30 protein-coding genes are annotated in these 25,876 nt (G+C 63.7%); 10 read left to right on the top strand and 20 right to left on the bottom strand.

The genetic code is table 11. The features are described 5' to 3' along the window. Positions 1-158: 158 nt before the first annotated feature. The 5 genes from RTH74_RS05920 to hemE all read left to right on the top strand — a co-directional run bounded on the left by RTH74_RS05920 (position 159) and on the right by hemE (position 4,879). Entirely contained in the window at positions 159-1,526 is a 1,368-nt protein-coding gene (locus tag RTH74_RS05920) for a CmpA/NrtA family ABC transporter substrate-binding protein (RefSeq protein ID WP_316914072.1), read from the top strand. Further along, positions 1,526-2,362 carry a nitrate ABC transporter permease gene (ntrB, locus tag RTH74_RS05915; protein ID WP_021487805.1) on the top strand — a complete coding sequence of 279 codons (837 nt, stop codon included), beginning with the start codon at positions 1,526-1,528 and terminating at the stop codon, positions 2,360-2,362. Before RTH74_RS05920 ends, ntrB begins: the two co-directional genes overlap by 1 nt. Before the next feature lie 4 nt (positions 2,363-2,366). Then, complete coding sequence (locus RTH74_RS05910; RefSeq protein WP_316914071.1) at positions 2,367-3,275, top strand: ABC transporter ATP-binding protein; 909 nt, start codon at positions 2,367-2,369, stop codon at positions 3,273-3,275. Further along, positions 3,268-3,708 (top strand): cyanase, encoded by a 441-nt coding sequence (gene cynS / locus RTH74_RS05905; RefSeq protein WP_021487807.1) that lies wholly within the window; start codon positions 3,268-3,270, stop codon positions 3,706-3,708. Before RTH74_RS05910 ends, cynS begins: the two co-directional genes overlap by 8 nt. Before the next feature lie 103 nt (positions 3,709-3,811). Next, positions 3,812-4,879: a uroporphyrinogen decarboxylase gene (hemE, locus tag RTH74_RS05900; RefSeq protein WP_316914070.1), complete on the top strand. Its 1,068-nt coding sequence runs from the start codon at positions 3,812-3,814 to the stop codon at positions 4,877-4,879. Between the two features lie 36 nt (positions 4,880-4,915). Here the strand turns inward: hemE and RTH74_RS05895 are convergent, their stop codons facing one another. Next, on the bottom strand, positions 4,916-5,398 hold the full coding sequence (locus RTH74_RS05895; RefSeq protein WP_316914069.1) for a DUF2141 domain-containing protein: 483 nt from the start codon (positions 5,396-5,398) through the stop codon (positions 4,916-4,918). A 32-nt stretch (positions 5,399-5,430) separates the two neighbouring features. Between RTH74_RS05895 and RTH74_RS05890 the strand changes: the two genes are divergently transcribed. Genes RTH74_RS05890 through RTH74_RS05875 form a run of 4 tightly spaced genes read left to right on the top strand, consistent with a single transcriptional unit; the run spans position 5,431 to position 8,920 of the window. After that, positions 5,431-6,348 carry a dialkylrecorsinol condensing enzyme gene (locus tag RTH74_RS05890; protein WP_316914068.1) on the top strand — a complete coding sequence of 306 codons (918 nt, stop codon included), beginning with the start codon at positions 5,431-5,433 and terminating at the stop codon, positions 6,346-6,348. 19 nt (positions 6,349-6,367) lie between these two features. Next, a complete protein-coding gene (locus RTH74_RS05885) occupies positions 6,368-7,525 on the top strand; it encodes a beta-ketoacyl-ACP synthase III (protein ID WP_316914067.1) in 1,158 nt (385 codons plus the stop codon). After that, positions 7,515-7,922, top strand: a complete 408-nt coding sequence (locus RTH74_RS05880) for a hypothetical protein (protein ID WP_316914066.1) — start codon at positions 7,515-7,517, stop codon at positions 7,920-7,922. Before RTH74_RS05885 ends, RTH74_RS05880 begins: the two co-directional genes overlap by 11 nt. Beyond that, positions 7,919-8,920 carry a BtrH N-terminal domain-containing protein gene (locus RTH74_RS05875; protein WP_316914065.1) on the top strand — a complete coding sequence of 334 codons (1,002 nt, stop codon included), beginning with the start codon at positions 7,919-7,921 and terminating at the stop codon, positions 8,918-8,920. Before RTH74_RS05880 ends, RTH74_RS05875 begins: the two co-directional genes overlap by 4 nt. Before the next feature lie 87 nt (positions 8,921-9,007). Here RTH74_RS05875 and RTH74_RS05870 read toward each other — a convergent pair whose 3' ends face one another. Genes RTH74_RS05870 through RTH74_RS05845 form a run of 6 tightly spaced genes read right to left on the bottom strand, consistent with a single transcriptional unit; the run spans position 9,008 to position 13,378 of the window. Beyond that, positions 9,008-9,559: a hypothetical protein gene (locus tag RTH74_RS05870; protein ID WP_316914064.1), complete on the bottom strand. Its 552-nt coding sequence runs from the start codon at positions 9,557-9,559 to the stop codon at positions 9,008-9,010. Further along, on the bottom strand, positions 9,556-10,665 hold the full coding sequence (locus RTH74_RS05865; RefSeq protein ID WP_316914063.1) for a beta-ketoacyl synthase N-terminal-like domain-containing protein: 1,110 nt from the start codon (positions 10,663-10,665) through the stop codon (positions 9,556-9,558). Before RTH74_RS05865 ends, RTH74_RS05870 begins: the two co-directional genes overlap by 4 nt. After that, a complete protein-coding gene (locus RTH74_RS05860) occupies positions 10,662-10,928 on the bottom strand; it encodes an acyl carrier protein (RefSeq protein WP_074676408.1) in 267 nt (88 codons plus the stop codon). Before RTH74_RS05860 ends, RTH74_RS05865 begins: the two co-directional genes overlap by 4 nt. Then, on the bottom strand, positions 10,910-12,100 hold the full coding sequence (locus RTH74_RS05855; protein ID WP_316914062.1) for an ABC transporter permease: 1,191 nt from the start codon (positions 12,098-12,100) through the stop codon (positions 10,910-10,912). Before RTH74_RS05855 ends, RTH74_RS05860 begins: the two co-directional genes overlap by 19 nt. Beyond that, complete coding sequence (locus tag RTH74_RS05850) at positions 12,097-12,981, bottom strand: ABC transporter ATP-binding protein (RefSeq protein WP_316914061.1); 885 nt, start codon at positions 12,979-12,981, stop codon at positions 12,097-12,099. The genes RTH74_RS05855 and RTH74_RS05850 overlap by 4 nt, the downstream gene beginning before the upstream one ends. Then, positions 12,974-13,378, bottom strand: coding sequence for a beta-hydroxyacyl-ACP dehydratase (locus tag RTH74_RS05845; protein WP_316914060.1), 405 nt, complete (start codon positions 13,376-13,378; stop codon positions 12,974-12,976). Before RTH74_RS05845 ends, RTH74_RS05850 begins: the two co-directional genes overlap by 8 nt. 63 nt (positions 13,379-13,441) lie before the next feature. Here RTH74_RS05845 and RTH74_RS05840 point away from each other — a divergent pair, with 63 nt between their 5' ends. Next, positions 13,442-13,996 carry a methyltransferase gene (locus RTH74_RS05840; protein ID WP_316914059.1) on the top strand — a complete coding sequence of 185 codons (555 nt, stop codon included), beginning with the start codon at positions 13,442-13,444 and terminating at the stop codon, positions 13,994-13,996. An 18-nt stretch (positions 13,997-14,014) separates the two neighbouring features. Here the strand turns inward: RTH74_RS05840 and RTH74_RS05835 are convergent, their stop codons facing one another. The 13 genes from RTH74_RS05835 to RTH74_RS05775 all read right to left on the bottom strand — a co-directional run bounded on the left by RTH74_RS05835 (position 14,015) and on the right by RTH74_RS05775 (position 25,795). Beyond that, positions 14,015-14,608, bottom strand: coding sequence for an Sbal_3080 family lipoprotein (locus RTH74_RS05835; protein WP_316914058.1), 594 nt, complete (start codon positions 14,606-14,608; stop codon positions 14,015-14,017). Between the two features lie 54 nt (positions 14,609-14,662). Further along, complete coding sequence (locus RTH74_RS05830) at positions 14,663-15,103, bottom strand: hypothetical protein (protein ID WP_017363378.1); 441 nt, start codon at positions 15,101-15,103, stop codon at positions 14,663-14,665. Between the two features lie 102 nt (positions 15,104-15,205). Beyond that, entirely contained in the window at positions 15,206-15,595 is a 390-nt protein-coding gene (locus tag RTH74_RS05825; protein WP_316914057.1) for a hypothetical protein, read from the bottom strand. 26 nt (positions 15,596-15,621) lie between these two features. Next, a complete protein-coding gene (locus tag RTH74_RS05820) occupies positions 15,622-16,848 on the bottom strand; it encodes a beta-ketoacyl-ACP synthase (protein WP_179545979.1) in 1,227 nt (408 codons plus the stop codon). Then, positions 16,848-17,591 carry a 3-oxoacyl-ACP reductase FabG gene (gene fabG, locus RTH74_RS05815; RefSeq protein ID WP_316914056.1) on the bottom strand — a complete coding sequence of 248 codons (744 nt, stop codon included), beginning with the start codon at positions 17,589-17,591 and terminating at the stop codon, positions 16,848-16,850. The genes RTH74_RS05820 and fabG overlap by 1 nt, the downstream gene beginning before the upstream one ends. Next, complete coding sequence (locus RTH74_RS05810) at positions 17,584-18,057, bottom strand: hotdog family protein (protein ID WP_179545977.1); 474 nt, start codon at positions 18,055-18,057, stop codon at positions 17,584-17,586. Before RTH74_RS05810 ends, fabG begins: the two co-directional genes overlap by 8 nt. Then, on the bottom strand, positions 18,054-19,256 hold the full coding sequence (locus RTH74_RS05805; protein ID WP_316914055.1) for a beta-ketoacyl-[acyl-carrier-protein] synthase family protein: 1,203 nt from the start codon (positions 19,254-19,256) through the stop codon (positions 18,054-18,056). Before RTH74_RS05805 ends, RTH74_RS05810 begins: the two co-directional genes overlap by 4 nt. Continuing rightward, positions 19,256-19,750 carry a hypothetical protein gene (locus tag RTH74_RS05800; RefSeq protein ID WP_316914054.1) on the bottom strand — a complete coding sequence of 165 codons (495 nt, stop codon included), beginning with the start codon at positions 19,748-19,750 and terminating at the stop codon, positions 19,256-19,258. The genes RTH74_RS05805 and RTH74_RS05800 overlap by 1 nt, the downstream gene beginning before the upstream one ends. Continuing rightward, a complete protein-coding gene (locus tag RTH74_RS05795; protein ID WP_316914053.1) occupies positions 19,750-20,469 on the bottom strand; it encodes a class I SAM-dependent methyltransferase in 720 nt (239 codons plus the stop codon). The genes RTH74_RS05800 and RTH74_RS05795 overlap by 1 nt, the downstream gene beginning before the upstream one ends. Before the next feature lie 12 nt (positions 20,470-20,481). Further along, a complete protein-coding gene (locus RTH74_RS05790) occupies positions 20,482-21,729 on the bottom strand; it encodes an NAD(P)/FAD-dependent oxidoreductase (protein WP_316914052.1) in 1,248 nt (415 codons plus the stop codon). Next, positions 21,716-22,864 carry a sodium:proton antiporter gene (locus RTH74_RS05785; RefSeq protein WP_316914051.1) on the bottom strand — a complete coding sequence of 383 codons (1,149 nt, stop codon included), beginning with the start codon at positions 22,862-22,864 and terminating at the stop codon, positions 21,716-21,718. Before RTH74_RS05785 ends, RTH74_RS05790 begins: the two co-directional genes overlap by 14 nt. Continuing rightward, positions 22,861-25,185: a hypothetical protein gene (locus tag RTH74_RS05780; protein WP_316914050.1), complete on the bottom strand. Its 2,325-nt coding sequence runs from the start codon at positions 25,183-25,185 to the stop codon at positions 22,861-22,863. The genes RTH74_RS05785 and RTH74_RS05780 overlap by 4 nt, the downstream gene beginning before the upstream one ends. Continuing rightward, positions 25,169-25,795, bottom strand: coding sequence for an outer membrane lipoprotein carrier protein LolA (locus RTH74_RS05775; RefSeq protein ID WP_316914049.1), 627 nt, complete (start codon positions 25,793-25,795; stop codon positions 25,169-25,171). The genes RTH74_RS05780 and RTH74_RS05775 overlap by 17 nt, the downstream gene beginning before the upstream one ends. Positions 25,796-25,876: the final 81 nt, after the last annotated feature.

Genomic DNA, 25,876 nt, shown 5'->3' with positions numbered 1-25,876 from the left:
TAAGGGATTTGATTAAAGTCTTTATTTTTCAATCGCTTAATTTGTTTTTTGAGATGGTACAGCTCCTGCAATAGCAGACATGAACCGGCCAGCAATGGCCCAGCCCAGTCAGCGCCCGCCTCACCAATTTGGGGCAGGCCATCGCAGGAGTGATCACGATGAGCGTCAACAGCCTGGACGATCCATTCAGCCCCGACAGCGAGCTTTCCCATGCCGCCGGTTGTGCTTGCCAGCGTTGCACGCCGAGTGCCGCTGCGCTGCCCGATAGCAGTGAAGCCATGCTCGATCGCGCGGTGGAGAACGCCATCGTGCGCGGCGTGTTCGGCCACAACGATTTCTCCCGGCGCAGTTTCATGGGGATGATCGGGGGCGGTGTCGCGGCGGCGATTCTGGGCAGCATGATCCCGCTGGATGCGGTCAAGGCGGCGGTCAAGGACAGCCTCGGCCCGTTGGAGAAGACCAAGCTGAAGATCGGCTTCGTGCCCATCACCTGCGCCACGCCGATCATCATGGCCGAGCCGATGGGTTTCTACGCCAAGTACGGGCTGGAGGTGGAAACGGTGAAGACCGCAGGCTGGGCGGTGGCGCGCGACAAGTCGCTGGCCGGCGAGTACGACGCCTCGCATATGCTCTCGCCGATGCCACTGGCCATCAGCCTGGGGCTGGGTTCGACGCAGACGCCTTTCGTCATGCCGGCGCTGGAAAACGTCAACGGCCAGGCCATCGTGCTCGGCATGCAGCATCAGGACAAACGCGATCCGAAGCTGTGGAAGGGCATGCGCTTCGGTGTGCCGTTCGAATACTCGATGCACAACTTTCTGCTGCGCTATTACGTTGCCGAGCACGGCCTGGATCCGGATCGCGATATCCAGATCCGCGTGGTGCCGCCACCGGAGATGGTCGCCAACCTGCGCGCCGGCAACCTCGATGGCTTCCTCTCGCCGGATCCGTTCAACCAGCGCGCGGTATGGGAGAAGGTCGGCTTCATCCACTTGCTGACCAAGGAACTGTGGCCGGGTCACCCGTGCTGTGCCTTCGCCTGCAGCCAGCGCTTCGCCAGCGAGAATCCCAATACCTATGGCGCGCTGCTGCATGCACTCATCGACGCCACGCAATACTCCTCCAAGGCCGAGAACCGCAAGGCGGTGGCCGAGGCGATCTCGACCCGCAACTACCTCAACCAGCCAGTGCCGGTGGTGCAGCAGGTGCTCAGCGGACGCTATGCCGACGGCCTGGGCAACATTCATGACGAGCCACAGCGCATCGACTTCGATCCGTTCCCCTGGCAGTCGATGGCGGTGTGGATCCTCACCCAGATGAAACGCTGGGGCTATCTGCAGGGGGATGTGGACTACCGCAACATCGCCGAGCGGGTGTTCCTCGCGGCTGACGCCGGCAAGGTGATGAAAGAGCTCGGTCTGCCGGTACCGGCCGATGCCTACAAGTCCTTCAGTGTGATGGGAAAACCCTTCGATCCGGCCGATCCGGACGCTTACCTGGCCAGCTTCGCCATGCGGAGGTCGTGATGAAAGCGTCCATTTCCCTGCGCGCGGCGATCCTCTCCGCCGTGCTGCTGGTGCTGCTGCTCGCCATCTGGGAGGTGCTCTGTCGAGTGCCCGCCAGCGCCGCAGTCAGTGCCGATGACGAATACGCCATGCTCATGGGCGAGGCCGAGCAGGAAGCACGGGTGCCGCCGCCTTCGGTGGTGCTGGCGCATGCCTATGCCGAGCTGAGCCAGCCGTTCTATGACAACGGGCCTAACGACAAGGGCATCGGCATCCAGCTTGCGCACTCGTTGTACCGGGTGTTGACCGGCTATCTGCTGGCGGCGCTGGTGGCGATCCCCGTTGGTTTCGTTATCGGCATGTCGCCGCTGATGTACCGCGCGCTCAATCCCTTCATCCAGATACTGCGACCGATCTCGCCGCTGGCCTGGATGCCGTTGGCGCTGTTCGTGATCAAGGATTCGCAGACCTCGGCGATCTTCGTGATCTTCATCTGCTCGGTGTGGCCGATGTTGCTCAACACCGCCTTCGGCGTCGCTGGCGTACGTCGCGACTGGATCAACGTTGCCCGCACCCATGAGCTGAGCCCGCTGCGCACGGCGTTCAGCGTGATCCTGCCTGCGGCCATGCCGACCATTCTCACTGGCATGCGCATCTCGGTGGGCATCGCCTGGCTGGTGATCGTCGCCGCCGAGATGCTCGTCGGTGGCACCGGCATTGGCTACTACGTGTGGAATGAGTGGAACAACCTCAACCTGGCCAGCGTGATCTTCTCGATTCTGATGATCGGCGTGGTCGGCATGCTGCTCGACCTTCTGCTGGGCAGCGTCGCCCGTCTCGTCAGCTACCAGGAGTGATGTCATGTCCCGCTATTTTCTCGATGCCCGCCGCCTGGCCAAACGTTTCCCGCAACCCGGCAGCGAGCCGCTGACAGTCTTCGAGGACGTCAGCTTCGGTCTCGACCAGGGCGAGTTCGTCTGCATCATCGGTCACTCTGGTTGTGGTAAATCGACCATCCTCAATGCGCTGGCCGGTCTCGACAGCTTCAGCGAAGGCACGCTGGAAATGGCCGGCAAGGAAGTCGCCGGGCCTAGCCTCGAACGCGGCGTGGTGTTCCAGAACTACAGCCTGCTGCCCTGGCTCAGCGCGCTGGAGAACGTCGAATTCGGCGTGCGTGCGCGGTTTCCCCAGTGGACGAAGGAGCAGCGCCGTGCACACAGCCGCAAGTACCTGGAAATGGTCGGCCTGGGCGGCTCCGAGGCGCGCAAGCCGGCGCAACTGTCCGGCGGCATGCGCCAGCGCGTGAGCATCGCCCGCGCCTTCGCCACCCAGCCGCAGTTGCTGCTGCTCGATGAACCCTTCGGTGCGCTGGATGCCCTGACCCGAGGGGTGATCCAGGACGAGTTGATCAAGATCTGGAGCGCTACCAGGCAGACGGTGTTCATGATCACCCATGACATCGACGAGGCGATCCTGCTTTCCGACCGCATCCTGCTGATGACCAACGGCCCGCAGGCGCGCATCGCCGAGTCGGTACGCATCGATCTGCCTCGGCCGCGCCAGCGCGACCAGGTGATTCACCACCCGGCGTACTACCGCATCCGCAACCACCTCGTGGACTTCCTGGTGAACCGCTCACACGAATTGCGCGGCCGCACCGTGGCCGACGAGCAAGGCTTCCCGCCCGAAATCAACCCCGCCCTGGACGAGCCGGCAGCGGCCGCCAGAGTCGTACCTCTGACCCCCGTGAAGGAGTTTCACCATGGATAAGCAAGAAATGCGTAGCACCATCATCGCCGCCAAGGAGCGCCTCGGCCTGGATTGGGCGGAAATCGGCAAGGGCATCGGCATGTCGCCGGTGTGGACCACTTCGGCCTGCCTGGGCATGAACAGCATGCCCAAGGAAAACGCCGACGCCCTGTGCGAGACCCTCGAGCTGCCGGAGGAGGTCTCCGCTGCGCTGCAGAAATTCCCACACAAGCACTGGGACAAGGCGGTCCCCACCGATCCGCTGATCTACCGCTTCTACGAGATGATCAACGTCTATGGCGAGACCATCAAAGAGCTGATCCACGAAGAATTCGGCGACGGCATCATGAGCGCCATCGACTTCAGCATGGATATTTCCCGCGTCGCCGACCCCAAGGGTGACCGCGTGCAGATCGTGCTCAACGGCAAGTTTCTGCCCTATCGCAGCTGGTGAATCGTCGCGGCATATCGTCGCGATGGACAAAAGGCACGGCACCCGCCGTGCCTTTTGTTTTGCGCTCTGCGAAAATGCCCGCACTTTTTTCTAGGACTCTGCCATGACCGCCCTGAAGAACGACCGTTTCTTGCGTGCCCTGCTCAAGCAACCCGTAGACGTCACGCCGATCTGGATGATGCGCCAAGCCGGTCGCTATCTGCCGGAATACCGCGCGACCCGGGCCAAGGCCGGCGACTTCGTGAGCCTGATGAAGAATCCGGAGCTGGCCTGCGAGGTCACCATCCAGCCGCTGGATCGCTACCCGCAACTGGATGCGGCGATCCTCTTCTCCGACATCCTCACCATTCCCGATGCCATGGGCCAGGGCCTGTACTTCGAGACCGGAGAAGGGCCGCGCTTCAAGAAGGTGGTCAGCAATCTGGCCGACATCGAGGCGCTGCCTGTGCCGGACCCGGAGAAGGACCTGGGTTACGTGATGGACGCCGTGCGCACCATCCGTCGTGAGCTCAATGGCCGCGTGCCGCTGATCGGTTTCTCCGGCAGCCCGTGGACGCTGGCCACCTACATGGTCGAAGGCGGCTCGTCGAAGGACTTCCGCAAGACCAAGGCCATGCTCTACGACAACCCGCAAGCCATGCACGCATTGCTCGACAAGCTGGCGCAGTCGGTCACGGCCTATCTCAACGGGCAGATTCTGGCCGGTGCGCAGGCGGTACAGATCTTCGATTCCTGGGGCGGCGCGCTGTCGGCAGCGGCCTATCAGGAGTTCTCCCTGGCCTACATGAAGAAGATCGTCGATGGTCTGATCCGCGAGCACGACGGGCGTCGTGTGCCGGTGATCTTGTTCACCAAGGGCGGCGGCCTGTGGCTCGAATCCCTTGCTGACACCGGCGCCGAAGCACTGGGCCTGGACTGGACGTGCGACATCGGCAGCGCTCGCGCCCGTGTCGGTGCCAAGGTCGCCCTGCAGGGCAACATGGATCCGGCGGTGCTTTACGCCAAGCCGGCGGCGATTCGTGCCGAGGTGGCGCGCATCCTGGCCGCCTACGGTGCTGGCAGCGGCCATGTGTTCAACCTTGGCCATGGCATCACCCCGGAAGTCGACCCGGCCCACGCTGGCGCCTTCTTCGAGGCCGTGCACGAGCTGTCGGCGCAATATCACCAGTAAGCCGCAGCCGGGCGGCCAGGCCTGTCCGCCTGGCCGCTAGCGATCCCCGGCGTGTGGTGCAACGGGGGCTGAGCGTTCCTTGTTCTTGCGCGGTGGGATCAGGCGCACACTGATCATGCTGTCCGCCGTGCCATGCTCGAACAGGCTGTCGCTGGGTTTGGGCTTGCCGCCGAAGAGCGACGGATTGCCGGAGAAGCCGACCGGCTCCAGCGGGATGCCACGCGGGCTGAGATCCAGCTGGCCGTTACCGTTGCTGTCCTGGAACACCTGTACGGCATAGCGACCGGGCGGCAGATCGCTCAGGCGCAGTGGTATTTGCGTACCCTGCAGTTCGTGCAGGCTGGGCTGCCAGTCCTGCTGGTCGGCAGGTACCAGTGCCAGGTACAGATTTGCCTGATCCTGTAAGCCTTCCACCTCGATCAGCAGGTCGCCCGCCTGGATCGACTGGCAAGCGAGTAGCGGAACCAATAGGCAAAGTTGGCACAGGCGGGTTACGGTTTGAAGAAGTCTCTGTGGCATAATTTGCACATTTTGCAGGGAATGCGCCGCGAATGCGTCATGTTTTAGTCGTCCACTTCTCACAGACTGGCCAATTAGACCGCTTGGCGCAATCGGTCTGTGCGCCGTTGCGCGAGTGCGACGGCATCGAAGTGGATTTCCTGACGCTGCAACCTGCCCAGCCTTTTCCCTTTCCCTGGCCCTTTCTCGGTTTCTTCCGGATCTTCCCGGAAACCGTGCTGATGAAGCCGCAGCCCTTGCTGCCGCTGGCTGTGGACGCCAACAAACGCTACGACCTGGTGATCCTGGCCTATCAGGTGTGGTTCCTCTCGCCCTCGCTGCCCTGCACCAGTTTTCTCGCCTCGCCCGAGGCCGCACGCTTACTGAAAAACACGCCGGTGGTCACGCTGATCGGTTGCCGCAACATGTGGCTGATGGCGCAGGAGAAGGTCAAGGCGCGCCTGCAGGCGCTGGGTGCGAAGCTGGTGGACAACGTGGTTCTGACCGATGCCTGCGGCACGGCCGCGAGTTTCCTGGCCACGCCGCTGTGGATGTTCACCGGCCGGCAGAAGCCCTATAGCTGGGTGCCGCGTGCTGGTATCGACGAACGGGAATTGGCGGCGGCCAGCCGTTTCGGCGACGCTATGGCGCGCCGGCTGCTCGCAGATGAACAGCCCATCGAAACACCGATGCTCGCTGGCTTGGGCGCGGTGACAGTGGATGAAAAACTGATCGCCAGCGAAAAGGTCGGCAACCGTAGTTTCACCCTGTGGAGCCGACTTCTCTCGGCGCTCGGCCCGCAGCAGAGTCGCCGACGCGGCGCGGGGTTGGTGCTGTACATCGTATTCCTGATTTGCCTGATCCTGACCGTGGTGCCGATCACGGCGCTGTTGAAAAAATTGCTGGCGCCGCTGTTCAAGGGGCGTATCCAGAGAGAGAAGGCCTACTTTGCCGGCCCGTCCGGCGAGTGAAGTGACCCGAGGTAAGACCGTGGTAACCCCTGTATTCATCAACCGCATCAGCGCCTGCCTGCCGCACGAGCCTGTGGATAACGAGCAGATGGAAGCACGCCTGGGCATGGTCGGCGGCAAGCCGTCGCGCGCGCGCAAGCTGGTGTTGCGCCGCAACGGCATCGTGCAGCGTCACTATGTCATCGACCCGGCGACCGGCGAGCCGAGCATGAGCAATGCGCAGCTCAGCGCCGAAGCGATACGTGGCTTGCAGGGCGACGGCTTTGAGCTGAACCAGCTCGATTGCCTGGTGGCCAGCACCTCATCGCCGGATCAGGTGATGCCGGGCCACGCGGTGATGGTGCATGGCGAGCTGGGCAATCCGTCCTGCGAGGTGGCGACCACCGCCGGTATCTGCCTGTGCGGCATGACCGCGCTGAAATACGCCTGGATGAGCGTGGCCAGTGGCGAGAGCCGCACGGCCGTTGCCTGTGGTTCGGAGGTCGCCTCGACCCTGATGCAGGCGCGCAACTTCAACGCCGAATACGAAAGCCGCGTCGATGAGCTGGAAAAACACCCGGAGATCGCCTTCGAGAAGGATTTTCTGCGCTGGATGCTGTCCGATGGCGCCGGCGCCGTGCTGCTGCAGGATCGCCCGAATCAGAGCGGCCTGAGCCTGCGCATCGACTGGCTGGACATCTACTCCTTCGCCGATCAGATGCAACCCTGCATGTACGCCGGTGCCGATATGCAGGACGACACTCTGCGTGGCTGGAGCCGTTACGACGCCGACGACCGCGCGAAGCAGTCGGTGATGGCGATCAAGCAGAACGTCAAATTGCTCAACGAGAACATCGTCAAGTTTACCGTGGAAGAGGCGCTCAAGCGCATCATGGCGCGCCGTGAGTTGCGCGTGGCGGATATCGACTGGTTCCTGCCGCACTATTCATCGGAGTTCTTCCGCGAGCCGCTGGCCGTGGGCCTGGCCAATGTCGACCTGCCGATCCCGATGGAGCGCTGGTTCACCAACCTGACCAGCAAGGGTAATACCGGCGCGGCGTCGATCTTCATCATCCTCGAAGAACTGTTCAATGGTGGTCGCTTGCGCAGCGGCCAGCGGCTGCTCTGTTACGTGCCCGAAAGCGGGCGCTTTTCCAGTGCGTTCATGCACCTGACGGTGGTTGGCGATGAAGCTTGACGAAGTTCCGCAGGATCCCGGCTCCGCCTATGGTGGGCACAGCAAGCTGCTTTACGCGGTCGATGAAAGCGGCCACTACCAGGGCGCGCAGAGCGTCGGCTGGGACCCTGAATCCTATGCCACGCAACTGGCCGTCGCCGAGCTGGAGGCGCAGGAGGCCGAGGCCCTGGCGTTGTGGCAGCGTGGTGAGCTGTCGCCGCTCAAATGCCTGATGTACCGCTACCGCATGGACGAGCCGGCGCTGTCGCAGATCACCGGCCTGTGGCAGTGGCGGGTGCGTCGGCACTTTCGCCCGGAAATCTATCGTCGCTTGAGCGCGTCGCTGCTGGCGCGCTACGCCGAAGCCTTCGGCCTGACCGTCGACGAGCTGCGTCGCTACCAGAGAGAGTTGCCATGACTGCGTTCCAGCACCGCCAGAGCGCCCACTGCGAAAGTGGCGTCATGGCCAGTCTGCTCACCCATGCCGGTCTGCCGATGAGCGAGCCGATGGCATTCGGCCTGGCATCGGGTCTGGCCTTCGCCTACCTGCCCATCGTCAAACTGGGTGGCATGCCGCTGATTGCCTACCGCATGCCGCCGCGGCACCTGATCAAGACCCTGAGCAAGCGCCTCGGCGTGCGCCTGACCAGCCGTACCTTTTCCAACCCCGAGCAGGGCCGTACGGCACTGGATGCGGCGCTGGATAGCGGGCGCCTGGCAGGGTTGCAGAGTTCGGTGTTCTGGCTGCCGTATTTTCCGCCGGAGATGCGTTTTCACTTCAATGCGCACAACCTGCTGGCCTACGGGCGTGAGGGCGACGAGTACCTGCTCAGCGACCCGGTGTTCGAGGAGCCGGTGCGTTGTGCCAGCGCCGACCTGCAGAAGGCGCGCTTTGCCAAGGGAGCGCTGGCGGCCAAGGGCCTGATGTATTACCTCGACGACGTGTCGCCGGAGCAGGATTGGGAGCGCCTGATCCGCCAGAGCGTGCTGTCCACCTCACGCATCCTCGACGGCATGCCGCTGCCTTGGATCGGTATTCGCGGCATCCAGCACCTGGCCAAATGCGTCGAGTCGCTGGACCCGGCGCAGGCCAAGTACAACCTCCTGTACCTCACCCATATCGTGCGCATGCAGGAAGAAATCGGCACCGGCGGTGCGGGTTTTCGTTTCATGTATGCCAGCTTCCTGCAGGAGGCCGGCGAGAAGATCGGTGATGCCAGCCTGCAGGAGGCTTCGTCGCGCCTGACGGCGGTGGGCGATGACTGGCGCCAGTTCGCCTCGGCCTGTGTGCGCGCTAGCCGCAGCAAGGGCGAGGCGCCGGACTTCCGGCCGATTGCCGAGATGCTCCGTGGCATCGCCGGGCAGGAGCGGGTGCTGATGAAAGAACTGGGCGCCTGGGCCAAGCGCAAGGGCTGAGGCAGGTGCGGTGGGCTGAAGCCCACCCTACGGTGTTCGCTTGATGTAGGGTGGGCTTCAGCCCACCAATGCCATCAACAAGCCAGGTTAGAACTGCAGTTGCAGCACTTCGATGCCTGCTCTCAGCTCGTCAAAGTCCTGTGCCTTCGTTGGCGCCGCAATCAGCACAGCCTGCGCCTGAAAATCCCCGTCCTCGTCGATTACCACCAGCAACGCCTGGCTGATTGCGCCATCGGCCAGGTCCAGGGCGGCCAGCATCTGTAGCTGTTTCCACACATTGGCCCCGGCACCGATAAACAGGTTCGGCCCTTCCAGTCCCAATTGGGCGGCGACGTGGAAGCCTGCCGCATTGCTGACGCTATTGACGAATTCGAAGGGCTTGGGCTGGCGCTGATGCACGCACACCGCATCGAGCAGCGCACCCATGGTGGCGCGGGCCGGGTGGCGTGAGGCCAGGTAGAGGCCGCAATCGCTAAGCACATGCGCCTTGAGTGGCGCGCTGCACAGCAGTGCTTGCAGGATCATGCGGTCGATGCGCCGTGGCGGGGCTGCCAGCCACTGGCCCAGGGCGGCCTTGAGCTCCTTGTCGGAGCAGCTCGCATTCCCGCGAACGCTGCAGGCAGCGATGACTGGCTTCATTCCTGGTTCTCCGCGCAGCGTTGCAGTATCAGGCTGGCATTGTTACCACCGAAGCCGAAGAAGTTGGCCAGCAGCAGGCTGTCCGCTGCCACGCAGGTTGGCTCTGCGCTTAGCGGCAGCACGGCTTCGGCGGCATAGCCCACACTTGGCAGGTTGGCGAGATTCTCCACCAGCAGCAGTGTTTCGCTGAGGCCGCAGGCGCCCAGGGTATGACCGAGCCAGGGTTTGAGCACGCACAACGGTGGCAACGCGTCGCCGAACAGCAGGCGTACGCCATTGTTCTCGGCACGGTCGTTGGCGCCGGTGGCGGTACCATGCAGCTTTACCAAACCGATCTGTCCGGCATCGATGCTGGCACTGCGCAGGGCCTCGCGCATCACCCAGTCGATATGGCTGCCGTCTTCGCGGGTGGTGGTCAGGTTGCTGGTATCGCAGGCGCTGAAGCCACCAAGCAGCTTGGCCAGTGGCGCCTCGCCGGGCTCCTTGGCCAGCAGTGTGGCGGCATAGGCCTCACCGAGAATCAGGCCGTCGCGCTCCGGATGGAAGGGGCGGTAGGCGCCGCTCGGGCTGGTCAGGTCGAGGGCGCCGAAGCCTTGCTGGGCGATGGCGCTGGGTGTTTCGAAGGCCAGTACCAGCACGCGTTCGTAGAGGCCGGCGGCAAGCATCCGTGCGCCATACAGCAGGCCGTTGGCCGCGCTGGTGCAGGCGGTATTGAGGGTGAAGGCGTCAGCGAAGCCCCAGCGCTGACGCAGGTCTTCGGCCAGCAGGTCGAGTGAGGTCGAGTGCTGTGAGCGAAAGCCGCCCTCTGCGGCGATCAGCTGTTCGAGGTCGTCGATATCCAGGCTGGTGCTGGCGATGATCAATAGGCAGTCATCCAGCGCACCTGGCTGTTCGCCCAGGGTTTCGCCGAGCAGTCGGTCGCAGCGCTGCTGGCGGCTTTCACCGCTGCGGCTTACGGCCAGGTAGGGGCGCGGTTGCTGCAGTTCATGCAGCTGGAACGAGCTCGGCACAGGCAGTTGGCCGGCTTGCAGGGCTGCGCTGGCGGCGTGCAGGTCGGTGCCAAGGGCACTATGCAGGGCGCCGCGCTGGAGATAGATGGGCGTCACTTTTTCTGCCTGATGAAGGCCGCGATGCTGGCGATGCTGTTGAGAATACGCCGTCCGTCCTTGGCCCCTTCGATGCGCACGCCATAGTGCTGCTGCAGTGCCAGGGAGACCTGCAGGGCATCGAGGCTGTCCATGGCGATGCGGCTCTGCTGACCGAATAACGGCTCGTCATCGGCGATGCTCTGCCAGTCGATGTCGTCTTCCTTGTCGCATTCACGGATCAGCAATTGCTTGAGTTCTTGTTCTAGTAATGTGTCGTCCATTGCGTTTGCTGCACTCGTCTGCGGAACAGGTAAAGCCCGCCGCCGCCCAGCACCAGGGCGAACAGCAGAAGGCGGGCACAGTCAGGGGCGATGTCGGCAAGCGTTCCCTGACCCACCAGCAGGGTCAGGAAGGCGTCCAGCGCCCAACTCATCGGCGAGATTTCCGCCAGTTGGCTCATGGCCTCGGGCATCACGCTCTTGGGTACCATGATGCCGCCGATGGCGGCGAGGATGATATTGAGACCGCCGCCGAGCAGCAACGCCTGCTCGCCGCTACGTGCCAACGAGGCCAGCAGCAGGCCCAGGCTGCAGGCGGCCAGGCTCAGGCTCAGTGCCAGCAGTGCGTAGGCCAGTGGCGAGCCCGGCAGGCTCAGGCCGCTCAAGCCGAGCAGCGGTAGCAGGTATACGCCGATGGCCAGCAACAGGGCGAACTGCAGCAGGTTGATCGCCAGATAAGGCAGCAGTTTGCTCAGCACCAGGATGCTGGGGCTCAGGCCCAACGCACGAAAGCGCAGCAGGGCGCCGCTCTGCTGTTCACGCTGGAAGCCGCCAGCCATCGGCAGGGCGACGAAGAACATGCCGAAGATCAGCCAGGCCGGCACGCTCAACTGGCTGGCGTTGGCCTTGCCGCTCAGTTCGCCGCTGGCCAGCATCTGCCGTTCGCTGATCTCGCTCTGGGTGCGCTGGCGGATCAGTTGCCAGCGTTGTTCGGTGCTCATCCCCGCGTCCAGCGCGTCGCTGTCTTCCAGGTAGGCCAGCAGGCGGGTCTGCGCCAGGGCGATGTTCAGAGCTGCGCGCAGGCGTTGGCGTGTCTGGCCATCGGTGCGCGGGGGAAAGCTCAGCGTGGGGCCGATGTGAGGCGTATCCAGCAAGGTCTCGGAAAAGTTCCTGGCCAGGCTGATGCGTGGCAAGGGTTCTTCGCTGCTGGCGAGCAGATGGCTGCCCGGTAACTGTTCCTGCAGCGCGTGCTGGAAGAACGCGCTGGCTTCGCTGCCTTGCTCGATCTCCAGCACCAGGCTCAAGGGCGGCGGCTGGTCACGCAGATAGTTGGACAACGCGGCGGCCATCAGCACGAGAAACAGGATCGGCATGATGAACAGCACGGCCAGTGCATGCGGGTCGCGCAGCAGCAGCAAGCATTCCTTGCGCACCAGCGCCAGTAACGGGCTCACAGGCGGCCTCCGTTGAGGCTCAGGTAGAGCTGTTCCAGTGATGGCCGGCCGAAGCGCAGCAAGCTCGGTGGGCTCGGCTGCGTGGCGAGGAACTGGGTGATCACCAGCAATTGCTGGCTGTCCAGATTGCCGATGCGCAGACCATCCGGCAGCGCCTCGGCGCTCAGTTGCAGCTGGTCGAGCAGTTGCTGAAAGCCAGCGGGAACCTGTTCCGGCCATTCCAGCAGCAGGCCGTGGCCGCCATCGAGCAGTTGCTGTTTGTCGACGTCGAGGCGCACCTTGCCTTCGTGCAGCAGCAGGATGCGCCCGGCCACACGCTCGACCTCGTCCAGATAGTGGCTGGTGTAGATCACCCCATGCCCTTCGGCGGCGAGCTTCTCAACGGCATCGAGTAGCATCTGCCGGCTGGCGGCATCGACGCCGACGGTGGCTTCATCGAACAGGTACAGGCGCGCGGGCTGGAGCAGGCCGATGGCGAAGTTCAGGCGGCGCTGCTCGCCACCGGACAGACGTGCGGCGCGGCGTTGCAGCTTGTCTTCGAGGGCGCTGCTGGCGATGCACAACTCCAAGCGCTGGCGGCGTTGCGCGCCGTGCAGGCGATACAGATCGGCGAACAGTGCGAGGTTCTCGGCCACCGTGAGTTCGGCGTAGAAGGCCAGTTGCTGTGGCACCAGGCCCAGGCTGCGCGGGCCGTGCCAGCGGATCTCGCCCTGCTGCAGGGCCAGCGTATCGCTGAGCAGGGCCAGTAGCGTGGTCTTGCCCGCGCCGTTACTGCCGAGCAGGCCCAGACACTGGCCTTCCTGCAGTTGCAGGTCGATGCCGTGCAGGGCGAAGGTGTCTGCGCCCGGGTAGCGGAAGCTGACGTCACTTAACTCAAGCACGGACAAGCACCAGCAGCAGTTTGCCGTCCAGCAGCGGTTGGCTGCCGGCCTGGATGGTGAAGGCGTAGAGAGCGCCAGCCGGACTCAACGCCTCCTGCTGGGCGCTGACCACTAGCGGCTCTGTACTGCGTGTGACCGGGTGCAGATTGAGCTGGGAAAGTTTGCCGACCAGGGCCATTTCAATAGCGTCCGCTTCGCCGTATAGGGCACCATGTGCGGCGCAAAGCTGGGCGGCGGCTTCGAACAGCAGGCAAGGCGAGGCATTTTCGCCAAGCTTGTCGAGATGATGCCAGGCGCTGAGACCGCGGATAGTGAGGGTGTCGTGATCGACCAATGCATCCAGCCAGAGAGCATCGCCCTGGTGCGGCAGCAGTGTGTGCAGTTGGGTGCGATCCATGGCGGGCGGTCGGTACGTACGGGCGACGCAGTGTAACAGAGGCAGGGATAGAGGGAGGATGCAGTGACGATCTGGCAGTGGGTGGCTTTTGTGATGCTCAGCGCAGTGCTGGTGGGAATTTCCTGGCGCACCTTGGGCAATCCGCGCAGTCACGGTTTCTATCGTTTCTTCGCCTGGGAAGCGATGGCGCTGATGCTGGTGCTCAATGCGCCGTCCTGGTTTGGCGACCGCGGCGAGTTGAATCAGCGTATATCCTGGGTACTGCTGAGTCTTTCACTGTTGGTGCTGTTCGCTGGCGTATACCAGATGCGCCGTTTCGGACAGGCCGGTACGCAACGTCAGGATGATGAGCTATTCGCCTTCGAACGCACGTCACAGTTGGTGACGGGCGGTATCTTCCGCTACATCCGTCATCCCATGTACTGCTCGTTGCTGCTGCTGGCCTGGGGTATCGCCTTCAAACGCATCGATGTGCTGATCGTGCTGCTGGCGGTGCTGTCCAGCGTGCTGCTGTGGTGTGCGGCGCGCTGCGAGGAACGCGAGTGCCTGGCCTATTTCGGCGATGCTTATCGCCAGTACATGGGCCGTAGCTGGATGTTCCTGCCACTCGTGCTCTGAGTGCCTCGTTCAGAAGCCCTATTGCGTGCTCTGGTGCTCCAGCAGAAGCTGCCGATAGGCACGTTGATAGTCCTCATAGCCGAGATTCTGCTGCTGCAGATCACGCACGCGTTCATCCAGGCTCTTGCGTGGCTCGGCTGTCGAGTGGGCCTGTGCGGCAGGTTGGGCCGTGCTGCTCAACTGCGCGCTGGCCAGCAACTCGTCGATGACCGGGTCGATCTTGCTCTTGGTGCCTTGCCATTTCATCAACGACAAACCGCCCTTACCGCGCAGGTGGTAGCTGGCTGTGGCCAGTGTCTGGCGACGGGGGCCGAGAATGGTGATTTCGGCGGTGGACAGATACGGCGCCATGTCCCAGGAGCGGCGAGCTGTGTAAGTCACCACGTAAGGGCAATCGGCCCTGGGAATCTTCGAGTGGATTTGCGTCTGGATACCATGTCGGGCAAAGCCTTCTTGCAGCACGGGCACGAAGTCGCTGACCTGAACTTTAGGGTTCTCTTGGATGCACATTTGATCGGCCGCCGTTTTTAGTGGCGTGACCCGGGTAGCGGTGCAGCCACCGAGTAGTGTTGCCGCCGCGAGCAGGGGCAGGGCAATGCGCAGTTTCGACATGCTAGAGGGCTTCCTTGCGTGAAAAGGCCACCTTTACGGTGGCCTTTGGTGGTGTCACTTCACCTTGGCGTACTTGGCCTTCAGTGCTACGCCGGCCATGATGGCACCAGCGTGGCATTCGTATTTGCTGTCGTCGCGGTATTCCTTGTTCTTGTAGTTGCTGGCCAGGTCGACCACGGCGTTGGCGCCTGCGGCCTTGGCCGAGTTTTGCAGTTTGATTAGGGCCGATTGCAGTGCCCAGCTGCAAGCCGCTTCATCGGTCTTGTTGAAGGCGTTGGTCTTCTGGCTGGTGGTGACATTGGCGTTGATGATCTGGGCGCCAGCCGGAGTCTTGTTCAGGTAGAACTTCACCGAACCGTCGAGACGACCAGCCTGGGTCGCTTCGTTGACCACCGACTGGAAGTCCAGGAAGTGAGCGGTATCGCGCGCCTGGCTGAGGCCGGGCAGCAGGGCAACGGAGAGAAGTGCGGCAGTGGTCCAGATTTTTGCTTTCATGGTTATCTCCTTGAATATCACTGTATGGAAAAGCTCGTTCAACGTCTGCTGCGCGTAGGCCTGTAGCAATCACCTACAGCTCATTACCAACCAGGCACCCTGTCAGAAGGACGCCCTGTTCAGTTCCTGCTGGATGCTGCGATCCAGATTGTGAATCCACTTGTTGTAGTTGCGGTGGATCTTGCCGTTCTTGTAACCGAGGTTCTGGCTGTCGCGATAGCGGATCGAATAACTCGACGCGCTATAGGGAATGGTGATCTCGGCCTGGTGATTGCGGCGCTGGATGAGCGCCATGATGTTGCCTCGGTCGGCACGCTCGACGGTCCATTGGCGGCTTTGCAGCGCGGCGAGAATAGCGCGGCGCATATCATCCTCACTCCTGACCGTCGAAGTCGGTGTGCGGTTCTCGATGTTCATCACCGGTTTTGACGTACAGGCTGCAACGCCCAGCAGCAGGGCTGCGATCAGAGCAAATCGAGTGAAACGAGACATCATCCGTGTTCCTTGTCTGTTGAAAATCAATGCCAGCGCTTGAATATCAGCGAGGTATTCACGCCACCGAAGGCGAAGTTGTTGTTCATCACGTACTCGTGGCTCATCTGGCGGAACTCGCCGCGCAGATAATCCAGCTCACCGCAGGCCGGGTCGATCTCGTCCAGGTTCAGGGTGTAGACGTAACTGTCCGAGTTCATCATCTCGATGCTGAACCAGGATTCCAGCGCGCCGCAGGCGCCCAGGGTGTGGCCGAGGTAGCTCTTCTGCGAGCTGATCGGCATCTGCGCACCGAACAGGCTGCTGGTGGCCAGGGTTTCGGCGACGTCGCCCTGTTCGGTGGCAGTGCCATGGCCGTTGACGTAACCGATGGCGGAAGGTTCCAGGCCGGCGTCATCGAGCGCCAGCTGCATGGCGCCGCGCATGGTTTCCTGCACCGGCTTGGTGGCGTGCTGGCCGTCGGAGTTGCAGCCGAAGCCGACGATCTCTGCATGGATGGTGGCGCCACGGGCGAGCGCGTGCTCCAGCTCTTCGAGCACCAGGATGCCGGCGCCTTCGCCGATCACCAGGCCGTCACGGCCGCTGTCGTAGGGGCGCGGGCTGGTGTGCGGGGCGTCGTTCTTCAGGCTGGTGGCGTAGAGTGCATCGAAGACCATGGCCTCGGTGGGGCACAGTTCTTCGGCGCCGCCAGCGAGCATCATCTTCAGACGGCCGAACTTGATCGCCTCGTAGGCATAGCCGATGCCCTGGCTGCCGCTGGTGCAGGCACTGGAGGTGGGGATCAGGCGGCCCTTGAGGCCGAAGAAGATGCTGATATTGGCCGCCGTGGTGTGCGGCATCATGCGGATGTAGGAATTGGCGTTGAGACCGTCGGCTACCGAGTTCAGCAGCATGTTGCCGAAGGCCTTGACCTCCTCGGTGCTGCCGGTTGACGAGCCACAGGCCACGCCCATGCGCCCATCGGCGATGCACGGATCGCCGAGCAAACCGGCGTGTTCCAGCGCGCGTTCAGCGGCATACACCGCCAGCTTGGACACCCGGCCCATGCTGCGCGTCTGCTTGCGATTCCAGTGCTTGGGCTGGACGAAATCGTCCACCGGCCCGCCCAGGCGGGTGTTCAGCTCGGTGAAACGGTCCCATTCGTCCATGCGGCGGATACCACTTTTGCCGGCTTTGAACGCGGCCGAGATGGTTGGCCAGTCGCTGCCCAGCGAGGTGATACCGGCCATACCGGTGACGACTACACGTTTCATCAGCACAGACCGCCATTCACTGCGAGAACCTGGCGGGTAATGTACGCCGCTTCGCTGGACATCAGGAAGTTCACCGCACTCGCCACTTCTTCCGGGGTGCCCATGCGCGCCGCCGGAATCATCTTGAGGATTTCGTCGACCGGAACCAGCTCGTCGAGAATCTCGGTATCGATCAGGCCCGGGGCCACGCAGTTGACGGTGATCTTGCGTTTGGCCAGTTCGATCGCCAGGGCCTTGGCGGCGCCGATCACGCCAGCCTTGGAGGCGCTGTAGTTGACCTGGCCGCGGTTGCCGACCAACCCGGATACCGAGGTGATGCAGACGATACGGCCTGGCGCACGGCGGCGGATCATCGGCATGGTCAACGGGTGCAGCACGTTATAGAAACCGTCCAGGTTGGTGCGCAGCACCTGATCCCAGTCTTCCTCGGACAGCGCCGGGAAGGCTCCGTCGCGGGTAAGGCCGGCGTTGCACACCACGCCGTAGTAGGCGCCATGGGCTTCGACGTCGGCCTCCAGCGCTGCACGGCAGGCGGCGCGGTCGGATACGTCGAATTGCAGGATGCGCGCCTGGCGCCCGAGTTCGAAGATCTGCGCCTGCACGGCTTCGGCCTCATCGCGGCGCGAGCGGCAGTGCAGGACGATGTCATGGCCCGAACGCGCCAGGCGCAGGGCGATGGCGCGGCCGATGCCACGGCTGGAGCCGGTGACCAGAACGGTAGCGGCGGAAGTAGTTTCAGTCATGGGATTGTTCTTGCGGTTCTTGTGGCTCTTGTAAATAAACCGCCGGTTGCGGCGGGCGGAACACGTTGAGGCGCGCCTCGGCCTGGATGCCGGGGCCTTGCAGATGGCATTCGAACACGCCCATGCCGTTGTCGTCCTGCAGCGAGCACAGGGCGCGGATGTGCAGTTCGCTGCCAGCCGGGAAACGCTCGACGTTGCAGGCGTACTTGCGTGTGCCGAGCAGGAAGCCCAGCTCCACCGGCAAGCCGGCACGCTTGGCCTGGATGCCGGCGAAGGCGGCGATGGCCTGGGCCATCAGCTCGATGCCGGTCCAGGCAGGCAGATTGCCGTCGGCATCGCTGAGCAGGCCATCCGGACGTACGACGAGGCGCACCTCGATCGCTTCGCTATCGCAGCTCAACACTTCATCGAGCAGCACCATGTTGCCGGCATGGGGTACCAGTTCGGCGACGGGCCACAGGCTCATGACGCATCTCCCAGAATCAGTGCGACGTTATTGCCGCCAAAGGCGAAGGAGTTGCTCATCAGGTAACGGCCCTTGTCACGGGCGAGGCGGGCGCCAGGCTGGACGAGCTCGAGCGGCGCCAGTTCGGGGTCGTGCTGGCCGTCCCAGAGGTGCGGCGGCAGCAGGCCATCGCGGTTGTATTCGCTCAGGGTCAGCCAGCAGAAGGCCGCTTCCAGCGCACCAGCGGCGCCCAGGGTATGGCCGGTCATGGGTTTGCTCGAGGAGCAAGGCAGGCCGTTGGGGAACAGCGCATGCACGGCCTTGCTCTCCATCACGTCGTTATGCCGAGTGGCGGTGCCGTGCAGGTTGAGATAGTCGATGTCGCTGGTCGCGATGCCGGCATTGGCCAGCGCCTTCTCCATGGCGGCACGGGCACCGAGGCCTTCGGGGTGCGGCGCGGAGATATGGTGGGCGTCGGAGGTGGCGCCGCCACCGAAGAACGCGATGGGGCCATGCTCACGGGTCATCAGGAACAGGGCCGCGGCTTCGCCGATGTTGATGCCGTGGCGGTTCACCGAGAACGGATTGCAGGGCTCGGCGGAAACCGCTTCCAGCGACGAGAAGCCATTCAGGGTCAGGCGGCACAAGCTGTCGACGCCACCGCAGATCACCGCATCGCACAGGCCCTGACTGAGCAGGCGATGAGCGCTGAGCAGGGCGCGGGCGCTGGAGGTGCAGGCTGTGGACTGGCAGTACACCGGGCCGCTCAGGCCCAGCCAGTCAGCCAGGAAGGTGGCTGGGGCGGCCATTTCCTGCTGAGCGTAATCGTAGTCGGCGGGCAGCGCGCCTTCGTTGAGGTGGCGCGCGATATGCTCGCCCGCTTCGCGGATACCCGAGGTGCTGGTGCCCAGCACCAGACCGACGCGATGAGCACCATACTGGCCGATGGCCGCGCGCAGCTCGGGTTCGATCTGCTGCGCAGCGGCCAGCAGCAGCTGGTTATTGCGGCTGTGCGAGCTCTCGAAGCCAGGCGGCATGGCGGGCAGATCGGCATGCACGGTGCCGACCGTCAGGCTGCGCTCGCTAACCCATCCGTGTTCGGCACGCATGCCCGAGGCATCGCCGGCGAACAGCGCATCGGCGACGGCTTGCTTGCCTTCGCCGAGGGCGCAGAGCAGGCCGAGCGCATGGAGGTAGCCGGGGGTGGGGGCGCGGGACATCAATCGCTTTCTTCCAGGTTCAGTGCACGTATCCGGTAGTTCAGGCCGGTCTTGCCAAGGGTGAAATCCAGAGGGCCGTGGTAATCGATGGTCCAGTCCGGTGCGAGGCGGCGCTGTTCATCGTTCACCTGTTGCCAACTGCCGGCGGGATAAGCCTGCAGCGCGTCGCTTCGACTCAGGGCGAACAGCAGCGCGGCGAACAACTCGCGGGCCTCGGCGTTGGGTGGCAACAGGCCGTCGTTGCGCCATTGTCCGGCATCCAGCAGCTGACGCGCCTGTGGGATGCCGAGCGGGTCCATCAATGACCAGCGCAGGGCCGAGCCTTCACGCTGGACGACCAGCAGCCAGTCCTGTCGCACCTGCGCCTGCTCGCGCTGGATCTGCAGGCTGAGCGGCAAGGGCGCGACCAGTGCCGGTGGCGTCTGCGGCACGGGGGTATGTGCGGCGCAGGCGCCCAGCAGCAGGCTGGCGACGAGCAGGAGTATGCGTGGCATCACGGTTTGCGCGCCACTACGTTGAGCAGCGTTTCGTCGCGTTGGCCGACCGGCTTGGGTCGCATCAGGCCCCAGCGCTCCAGCAGGCCGAAGTCCTTGGCCCGGCTCCACCACAGATAGGGGTAGGAAACGCAGGCATCGTCGAATTCGAAACCTTGTGTACGCAGCATGTCCAAGTACTGCTCGGCGCTGCGCTGCACGTGCATCGGGTGGCGGAACAGCCAGCGGATCACCCAGGTATCGATGTAGAACTTGGTCGATTCGGCCAGCAGCAGCCGACCGCCGGGTTTGAGCACACGCCAGAACTCGGCGAGCGCCTGCTCCTGCTCCACCAGGTGGTGCAGCGTCTGATGGCAGAACAGCAGGTCGACGCTGGCGTCGGGCAGGTCGATGGCCGCGCAGTCACTGGCGATCAGTTCGACCTCCAGGCCCAGGCGCTCGGCTTCGCGGCGCGAGCATTCGAGGCTGTGCGGGTCGGCGTCGAGACCGATCATCCGCGCCGGTGCGAAGGCGGCGTTGAGCAGGCCGAAGGAACGGCCCTGACCGCAGCCCGTGTCCAGCAGGACGGGAGCGTGCGGCAGCGGGCCGTCGATCAGACGTACCAGGTCGTTGATCGCGACCCGCAGTACATGGTGTTGCCAGACATGGCTCTGCAGGAACCAGAAGCCGAAGCGGGTTTCTTCGACGTAGGTGGGCGAGACGGGGCGCAGGGCGTTCATCGACTGTCCTTGTCAGGGCTGTGAACAAAGCTCGGCCAGCACACGCAGGCGCCGGCGAGGTTCGGAAACATAGGGATTCTTACCGTCCCAGGCGTAGCCGGCAAGGATCGAACTGATCATGCGACGAATTTCCGGGGAGGCTTTTTCGTAGTAGATCACGTCCTGGAAGGAGCCCTCGTACCAGCCCTCGACGTAGACGCGGAAGGTGTCCACGCCGCGTTTGAGCGGGATGGCGAACTCGGTTTCCCAGTCCACCGTCTCGCCCTCGAGCTGACGATGCAGCAGCCCGGCGGCCATGCTTGCCGAGCGCATGGCGATGGTCACGCCCGAGCTGAACACCGGGTCGAGGAACTCGGCAGCATTACCCAGTAGAACGAAGCCCGGCCCGTGCAGGCTCTTGACGTTGGCCGAGTAACCGTTGATCTCACGCGCCGGGGTATCCCACACGGCATTGCCCAGCACCTTGCTCAGCGACGGGGTCTCGGCGACGAACTGCTTGAGGCAGGCATCGAGATCCTTCGGGTAGTTCTCGTAGTGCTCGGCGGCGCAGACCACGCCCAGCGAGCAACGGCCGTTGCTGAACGGAATGGTCCAGAACCACACGTCGCGCAGAGTCGGATGGGTGGTGATGAGGATCATCTCGCGGTTGAAGCCTGAGGCCGGGTCGATGTTGTCCTCAATGTGGGTGAACACCGCACGGCGTACCGGGAAGGCCGACGGCGTATCGAGGTCGAGCAGGCGCGGCAGCACGCGGCCATAGCCGCTGCCGTCGAGGACGAAGGCGCACTCGACCTGGTATTCAAGGCCGTCGGCCAGGCGGCGTACCGACAGGCGCGGGCAGTCGCCGCTGAAATCAGCGGCGAAGATTTCTTCCTCGTAGCGGATATCCACGCCCTGGCGCTCGGCTTCATCGGCCAGCAGCTTGTCGAAGTCAGCGCGGATCACCTGGTAGGTCGAGCCCTTGCCCTCGGTGAACTTGTCGCGAAAGTCGAAGCTGGTGTAGCGCTCGCCCCAGGCGAACGCAGCGCCATGCTTGGTCTGGAAACCAGCGGCCTGCACCGCTTCAAGCATGCCAGCTTCTTCGACGAAGTCGAGGCAATGCGACAGCAGGCTCTCGCCGATGGAGAAGCGCGGGAAGCGCTGGCGCTCCAGCACCAGCACGTCATGGCCCTGGCGCTTGAGAATGGCGGCGGCGATAGCACCGGACGGGCCGGCACCGATGACGATGATCTGACGTTGTTCGAGTTCAGGAGATTTCATAGCGGGCTTTCGCTTCATGATTGACGGCGTGCCGGCCTAGCAGGGCAGGCAGCAGAGTAGAGAACAGACTCATCAGCAGCAGGCCGAAGTACACCGTTGAATCAATCAGCTGGAGCTGCAGGAGCAGGTTGAGGAACACGATTTCGGTCAGGCCACGGATGTTCAGCAGCAGGCTTTCCCGCCACTTGATCCGCGCTGACGCGGCCGGGTCTGCCCAATGCAGGCCCAGCCAACTGCCAAGCACCTTGCTGATGACCGGCAGCGCCAGCAGGGTAACGATTACCAGCCAGGACAGGTGTTGACCCAGGCCATGGAAATCCACGCGCAGTACGCCATAAGTGAGAATCAGCGGAACCGCGATGCCATTGAGCAGCCCTTTCCAGTGACGCGGCGCCAGTGGCAGGACAAAGGGTTGCTTCAGGTAAGCCAGGCACAGCATGTAGGCGATGCCGAATACCAGCGCATTCAGTTCAAGCTGCTGGAGCACCAGCATCAGGGCGAAGAACGGCAGGCTGTAGAACAGTGGATGACGTAGCGTGAGCCTGTGCAGTAACAGAGGCAACAGCGCCGCCAGCAGTGGCCACAGCAGTGTCGTCGGCTGGCTGCTGCCCTGGGCCAGGCCGAACAGGCTCCAGCACATGAAGTCCATCAGGATTGCCGCGTGCAGCAGGCGTTTGCTGTCGGCTGCCGGGTAGCCGATGCTCTGCAAGAACAGATAGAGCACCGGGATCGCGGTGATGGAGAACAGCAGGCCAATGCCCAGTGCACTCAGCCAGCCACGTTCGCCGGGTAGCAGCCAGAGCGAGTAGGCTACGCCGGCCAGCATCGGCACGAGAAAACTCGGCAGGGCGATCTTCACGCAGGCCGGGCTGAGATCGAGGTCGATCACGTCGCTGAGGATGTAGCCCAGCAGCAAGGCGAAGCACAAGCCATAGGCGAAGTTCAGCCACGCGGGCGCGAGCAACTCGGCCGCGCTCAGTTGCCAGTACGGCTCGGCCCACAGCAACAGCAGCGTCGGAATGACCAGCGCGGCCACCAGCAACTGGCCGACGATGGGAATCAGGCGGCGTGCGCCGATGATTGCGACCAGTGCGTAAATGGCCAGGGCCAGCAGCCAGAACAGGGCCACGCTCATGGATGCGGCTCCTTCGCAGGCGCGTCACCCGCCCAGGGCGCGAGGAGGAAGCTGAAGATCAGGCCGATGCTGATGGTCAGGCCGAAGTTGCTGACCGCCGGTGTGCTGGACACTGCCAGCAGGCCGAACGACAACCAGGTGGTCAGCGCCGACAGCAGCGTGCCGAGCAGGCTGGTGGCAGCGCCGCCGACCCGTTCGCGGATGAGGATGGCGTAGTCCACGCCGATGGCGGTGACCAGCAACAGGCCGAACAGGCTGAACAGCGTCAGCGGCTGGCCAAGCCAGCCGAGGCTGGCCAGGCTGGCCAAGGCGGCCAGCAGCGACACCGCCAATATGCGAGCAGCGCCACGTGCGCCGAAGAAGCACAGTACAGCGAAGATCAGCAGGCAGGAGGCCAGTTTGAGCTCGGCGGCGCTGACCTGGGTGGCGGCGAACAGGCGATTGAGTTCGCCGAGGCGGTCAACCAGCTTCACACCGGCGAGCCCCTCGGCCTGGGCGGCCAGCAGATCGCTGTCGCTCAGGCCTTGCAGGCTGATCAGCCCGGCGACCTGGCCGTCATTCGCATTGCCCAGCCAGAGCGGACGCCAGGGTTCGCTCAGCGGCGCGGCGAGCACCTGCTCAACGCTCAGTGTCGGCAGGGCTTGCAGCTGTCGTGCCTCCTGCTCGATGGCTTCGGCAGGAATACCCAGCTCGGTGAGCGCGGCGCTGTGGCTGGGGAGCATTGTCACGGCCTGACGCAGTTTTTCCTGCTGCGTGGTCGGCGCGATCAGCTGACTCAGCGCCAGATAGCTTTTCAGCTGGCCCTGTTCTACCAGCGTGTCCAGGCGCTGGCTCAGCACCTGCTGGCGTTGCAGCAGTTGCTCCTCATCGTCGCCACGTACCAGGAAGAATTGGCTGGTCGGTTGCGTGCCGACGATCTGGCTGATGGCTTTCGATTGTTCCAGCAATTGCGGCGGCACGCTGGCCCACTGGCGCAGGTCATCCTTGTGCGAGAGCTGCAACAGGCCGCCAGCGCAGAACAGGGCGAAGATCAACAGCAGCCAGGGTGTGGGCAGTTTGCGCAGCAAGGCTTCGCGCCAGTCGAGCAGGCGCTGTGCCAGGGCATGCGGCGGCTGCCAGGGACGTATCTCGGCCTTGCCGAGCAGGGTTGGCAACAGGAACAGCGTGCTCAGGTAGGCGCCGAGTAGGCCGGCGGCGGAAAAGATTGCCACTTGTTTCAGCGCCGGGAACGGGGTGAAGGCCAGGGCCAGATAGCCGATGACGTTGGTCACCAGACCGAGGCTCAGACCGAGCAGCGTCGCGCGCAGGGCTCGCCAGCTATCCCAGGGTTGCAGCGTCCAGCTTTTTGAAAGCAGGTGCAGGGGGTAGTCGATGGCCACGCCAATCAGGCTGGCGCCCAGCACCAGGGTCATCACGTGGATATGGCCGAACACCGCGACGCAGGCCGTGAGCCCAGCGAACACGCCAATAGCCGCGGGGATGAAGGCGAGCAGTACGCGCACCCGGCGAAACACCAGCAGCATCATCAGCAGGGCGCCAGCGCTGGCGATGCTGCCCATCAGGCTGATTTCGCGAGTGGCTTCGCGCTGGCCATGGGCGGAATACAGCAGCCCGCTGCTGGCGAGCAATTGGCCGCCGCGTGCGTGCACCTCGTCGCTGGCCTGGGTGACCAGATCGTCCACGGCCAGTGCCAGGTTGCCGTCGAAGGCGTCGGCGTTGGTGCGGGCGCGTAGCAGGGCCCAGGTGATCCCCTCGCTTTCGGCGATCAGCGCGCCGCTGAGGTCGACCTGGACATTGTGGTAATGCGGAAGCCCTTTCTCCACCAGGGTGCTGAGGCCGAGCAGATCATCATTGGTGGCAACCACGCCCTGACTGCGGAAGGGGTCGAACATATCTTGCACCCGTCGCTCGACGAAGGCGGATGGATTGTCGATCAGCAATTGACGGTCGGCAGCCGGCAACAGCGCCAGGCGTTGATCCTGCAGTTGCTGGCGTATGCCGGAGAGGTCGGCTTGCGGAACCCACTGCACCTTCTCGAACAGCGCTTGTTGCTGCCAGCGTGTGCCCAGTTCGGCGGCCAGTGCCAGGGCTTGCTCGCGCTGCGGGTGGCTGATCAGCACCAGCAGCTCGCGGTTGAGCGGCTCCTGCATACGTTGTACGGCCTGCTGTTCGAGCGCGTCCGGCGTGCCGTTGGGTACCAGTTCCAGCAGGTTGGCCGATACGGGCGCGTCGCCGCGCCACTGCCAGGCAGCGACGGCAACGAGCAGGGCCAGGGCGAGCGGAAAGAGCCGTGAACCCCAGTATTCAACTCTGGAAGTCATGTCGCTCCGCGTCGCTCAGGGACTGATCGGCCTGATTGTCCTCAAGGCGCAGCACGGTGCTATCGCCCTGGGTTTCCTGCAGCTCGATGCGCTGCACCAGTTCACCGCCGGTGATGACGATGGCCTTGAATACCTGCTTGAGCAGAACGCTGCGGGGCGTCAGATCGAGCTGCCAGGCCTCGGCGTTACCGCTCAGGCTAAGTTCGAAATCCTGACGCAGACCGCTGCTGTCGCCCTTGAGCACGGCGAGAAACAGGCGATTCTGCTGAGCGGTGGCGCTTTGCTGGGCGACGAACTGCCAACCCTGTTCGCTGCGCCGGGCGATGCCTTGCGCGTCGATACGGTAATCCTGCTGCAGCGGGCGTTCGAGCAGCCAGAGCAGGCCATGATCCTTGGCCAGGACGAAGGTGCCGCGGCTGGTCAACGGTTTCGGCAGGGCGCGCAGGTGTTTTTCCTGGATGAAACTGCCACGCACCACCTCGGGCTCGCCGAGTTGCTCGCTGAGCTGGTCGAGGTCGAAGGCCATTGCCAATTGGGCAATGCTCGCCAGCAGTAGCCCGGATGCAATCCGGGAGATACATCTGGCGACGCGGCTTTTCTTGGATTTCATCCAGGCGGCGCCTGTAGGAGCGAGCTCTGCTCGCGAAGCTTTCGGGGTTGCCCAGGTTCGCGAGCAGAGCTCGCTCCTACG

It is taken from the genome of Pseudomonas sp. zfem001 (assembly GCF_032621725.1).
Classification (GTDB): domain Bacteria; phylum Pseudomonadota; class Gammaproteobacteria; order Pseudomonadales; family Pseudomonadaceae; genus Aquipseudomonas; species Aquipseudomonas sediminis.
The sequence above is the reverse complement of the archived record's forward strand: the minus strand, read 5'-3'. Positions and strand labels throughout refer to the sequence as shown.

Bases quoted from the DNA above. Each gene is read 5' to 3' on its own strand.
- RTH74_RS05875 (WP_316914065.1), top strand. From the start codon at position 7,919: ATGACTGCGTTCCAGCACCGCCAGAGCGCCCACTGCGAAAGTGGCGTC.
- ntrB (WP_021487805.1), top strand. From the start codon at position 1,526: ATGAAAGCGTCCATTTCCCTGCGCGCGGCGATCCTCTCCGCCGTGCTG.
- RTH74_RS05800 (WP_316914054.1), bottom strand. From the start codon at position 19,750: ATGCCACGCATACTCCTGCTCGTCGCCAGCCTGCTGCTGGGCGCCTGC.
- RTH74_RS05810 (WP_179545977.1), bottom strand. From the start codon at position 18,057: ATGAGCCTGTGGCCCGTCGCCGAACTGGTACCCCATGCCGGCAACATG.
- RTH74_RS05870 (WP_316914064.1), bottom strand. From the start codon at position 9,559: ATGAAGCCAGTCATCGCTGCCTGCAGCGTTCGCGGGAATGCGAGCTGC.
- RTH74_RS05860 (WP_074676408.1), bottom strand. From the start codon at position 10,928: ATGGACGACACATTACTAGAACAAGAACTCAAGCAATTGCTGATCCGT.
- RTH74_RS05825 (WP_316914057.1), bottom strand. From the start codon at position 15,595: ATGTCTCGTTTCACTCGATTTGCTCTGATCGCAGCCCTGCTGCTGGGC.
- RTH74_RS05820 (WP_179545979.1), bottom strand. From the start codon at position 16,848: ATGAAACGTGTAGTCGTCACCGGTATGGCCGGTATCACCTCGCTGGGC.
- cynS (WP_021487807.1), top strand. From the start codon at position 3,268: ATGGATAAGCAAGAAATGCGTAGCACCATCATCGCCGCCAAGGAGCGC.
- RTH74_RS05845 (WP_316914060.1), bottom strand. From the start codon at position 13,378: ATGGATCGCACCCAACTGCACACACTGCTGCCGCACCAGGGCGATGCT.
- RTH74_RS05890 (WP_316914068.1), top strand. From the start codon at position 5,431: ATGCGTCATGTTTTAGTCGTCCACTTCTCACAGACTGGCCAATTAGAC.
- RTH74_RS05785 (WP_316914051.1), bottom strand. From the start codon at position 22,864: ATGAGCGTGGCCCTGTTCTGGCTGCTGGCCCTGGCCATTTACGCACTG.
- RTH74_RS05790 (WP_316914052.1), bottom strand. From the start codon at position 21,729: ATGAAATCTCCTGAACTCGAACAACGTCAGATCATCGTCATCGGTGCC.
- RTH74_RS05795 (WP_316914053.1), bottom strand. From the start codon at position 20,469: ATGAACGCCCTGCGCCCCGTCTCGCCCACCTACGTCGAAGAAACCCGC.
- RTH74_RS05910 (WP_316914071.1), top strand. From the start codon at position 2,367: ATGTCCCGCTATTTTCTCGATGCCCGCCGCCTGGCCAAACGTTTCCCG.
- RTH74_RS05805 (WP_316914055.1), bottom strand. From the start codon at position 19,256: ATGTCCCGCGCCCCCACCCCCGGCTACCTCCATGCGCTCGGCCTGCTC.
- RTH74_RS05835 (WP_316914058.1), bottom strand. From the start codon at position 14,608: ATGTCGAAACTGCGCATTGCCCTGCCCCTGCTCGCGGCGGCAACACTA.
- RTH74_RS05895 (WP_316914069.1), bottom strand. From the start codon at position 5,398: ATGCCACAGAGACTTCTTCAAACCGTAACCCGCCTGTGCCAACTTTGC.
- fabG (WP_316914056.1), bottom strand. From the start codon at position 17,591: ATGACTGAAACTACTTCCGCCGCTACCGTTCTGGTCACCGGCTCCAGC.
- RTH74_RS05830 (WP_017363378.1), bottom strand. From the start codon at position 15,103: ATGAAAGCAAAAATCTGGACCACTGCCGCACTTCTCTCCGTTGCCCTG.
- RTH74_RS05780 (WP_316914050.1), bottom strand. From the start codon at position 25,185: ATGACTTCCAGAGTTGAATACTGGGGTTCACGGCTCTTTCCGCTCGCC.
- RTH74_RS05775 (WP_316914049.1), bottom strand. From the start codon at position 25,795: ATGAAATCCAAGAAAAGCCGCGTCGCCAGATGTATCTCCCGGATTGCA.
- RTH74_RS05920 (WP_316914072.1), top strand. From the start codon at position 159: ATGAGCGTCAACAGCCTGGACGATCCATTCAGCCCCGACAGCGAGCTT.
- hemE (WP_316914070.1), top strand. From the start codon at position 3,812: ATGACCGCCCTGAAGAACGACCGTTTCTTGCGTGCCCTGCTCAAGCAA.
- RTH74_RS05880 (WP_316914066.1), top strand. From the start codon at position 7,515: ATGAAGCTTGACGAAGTTCCGCAGGATCCCGGCTCCGCCTATGGTGGG.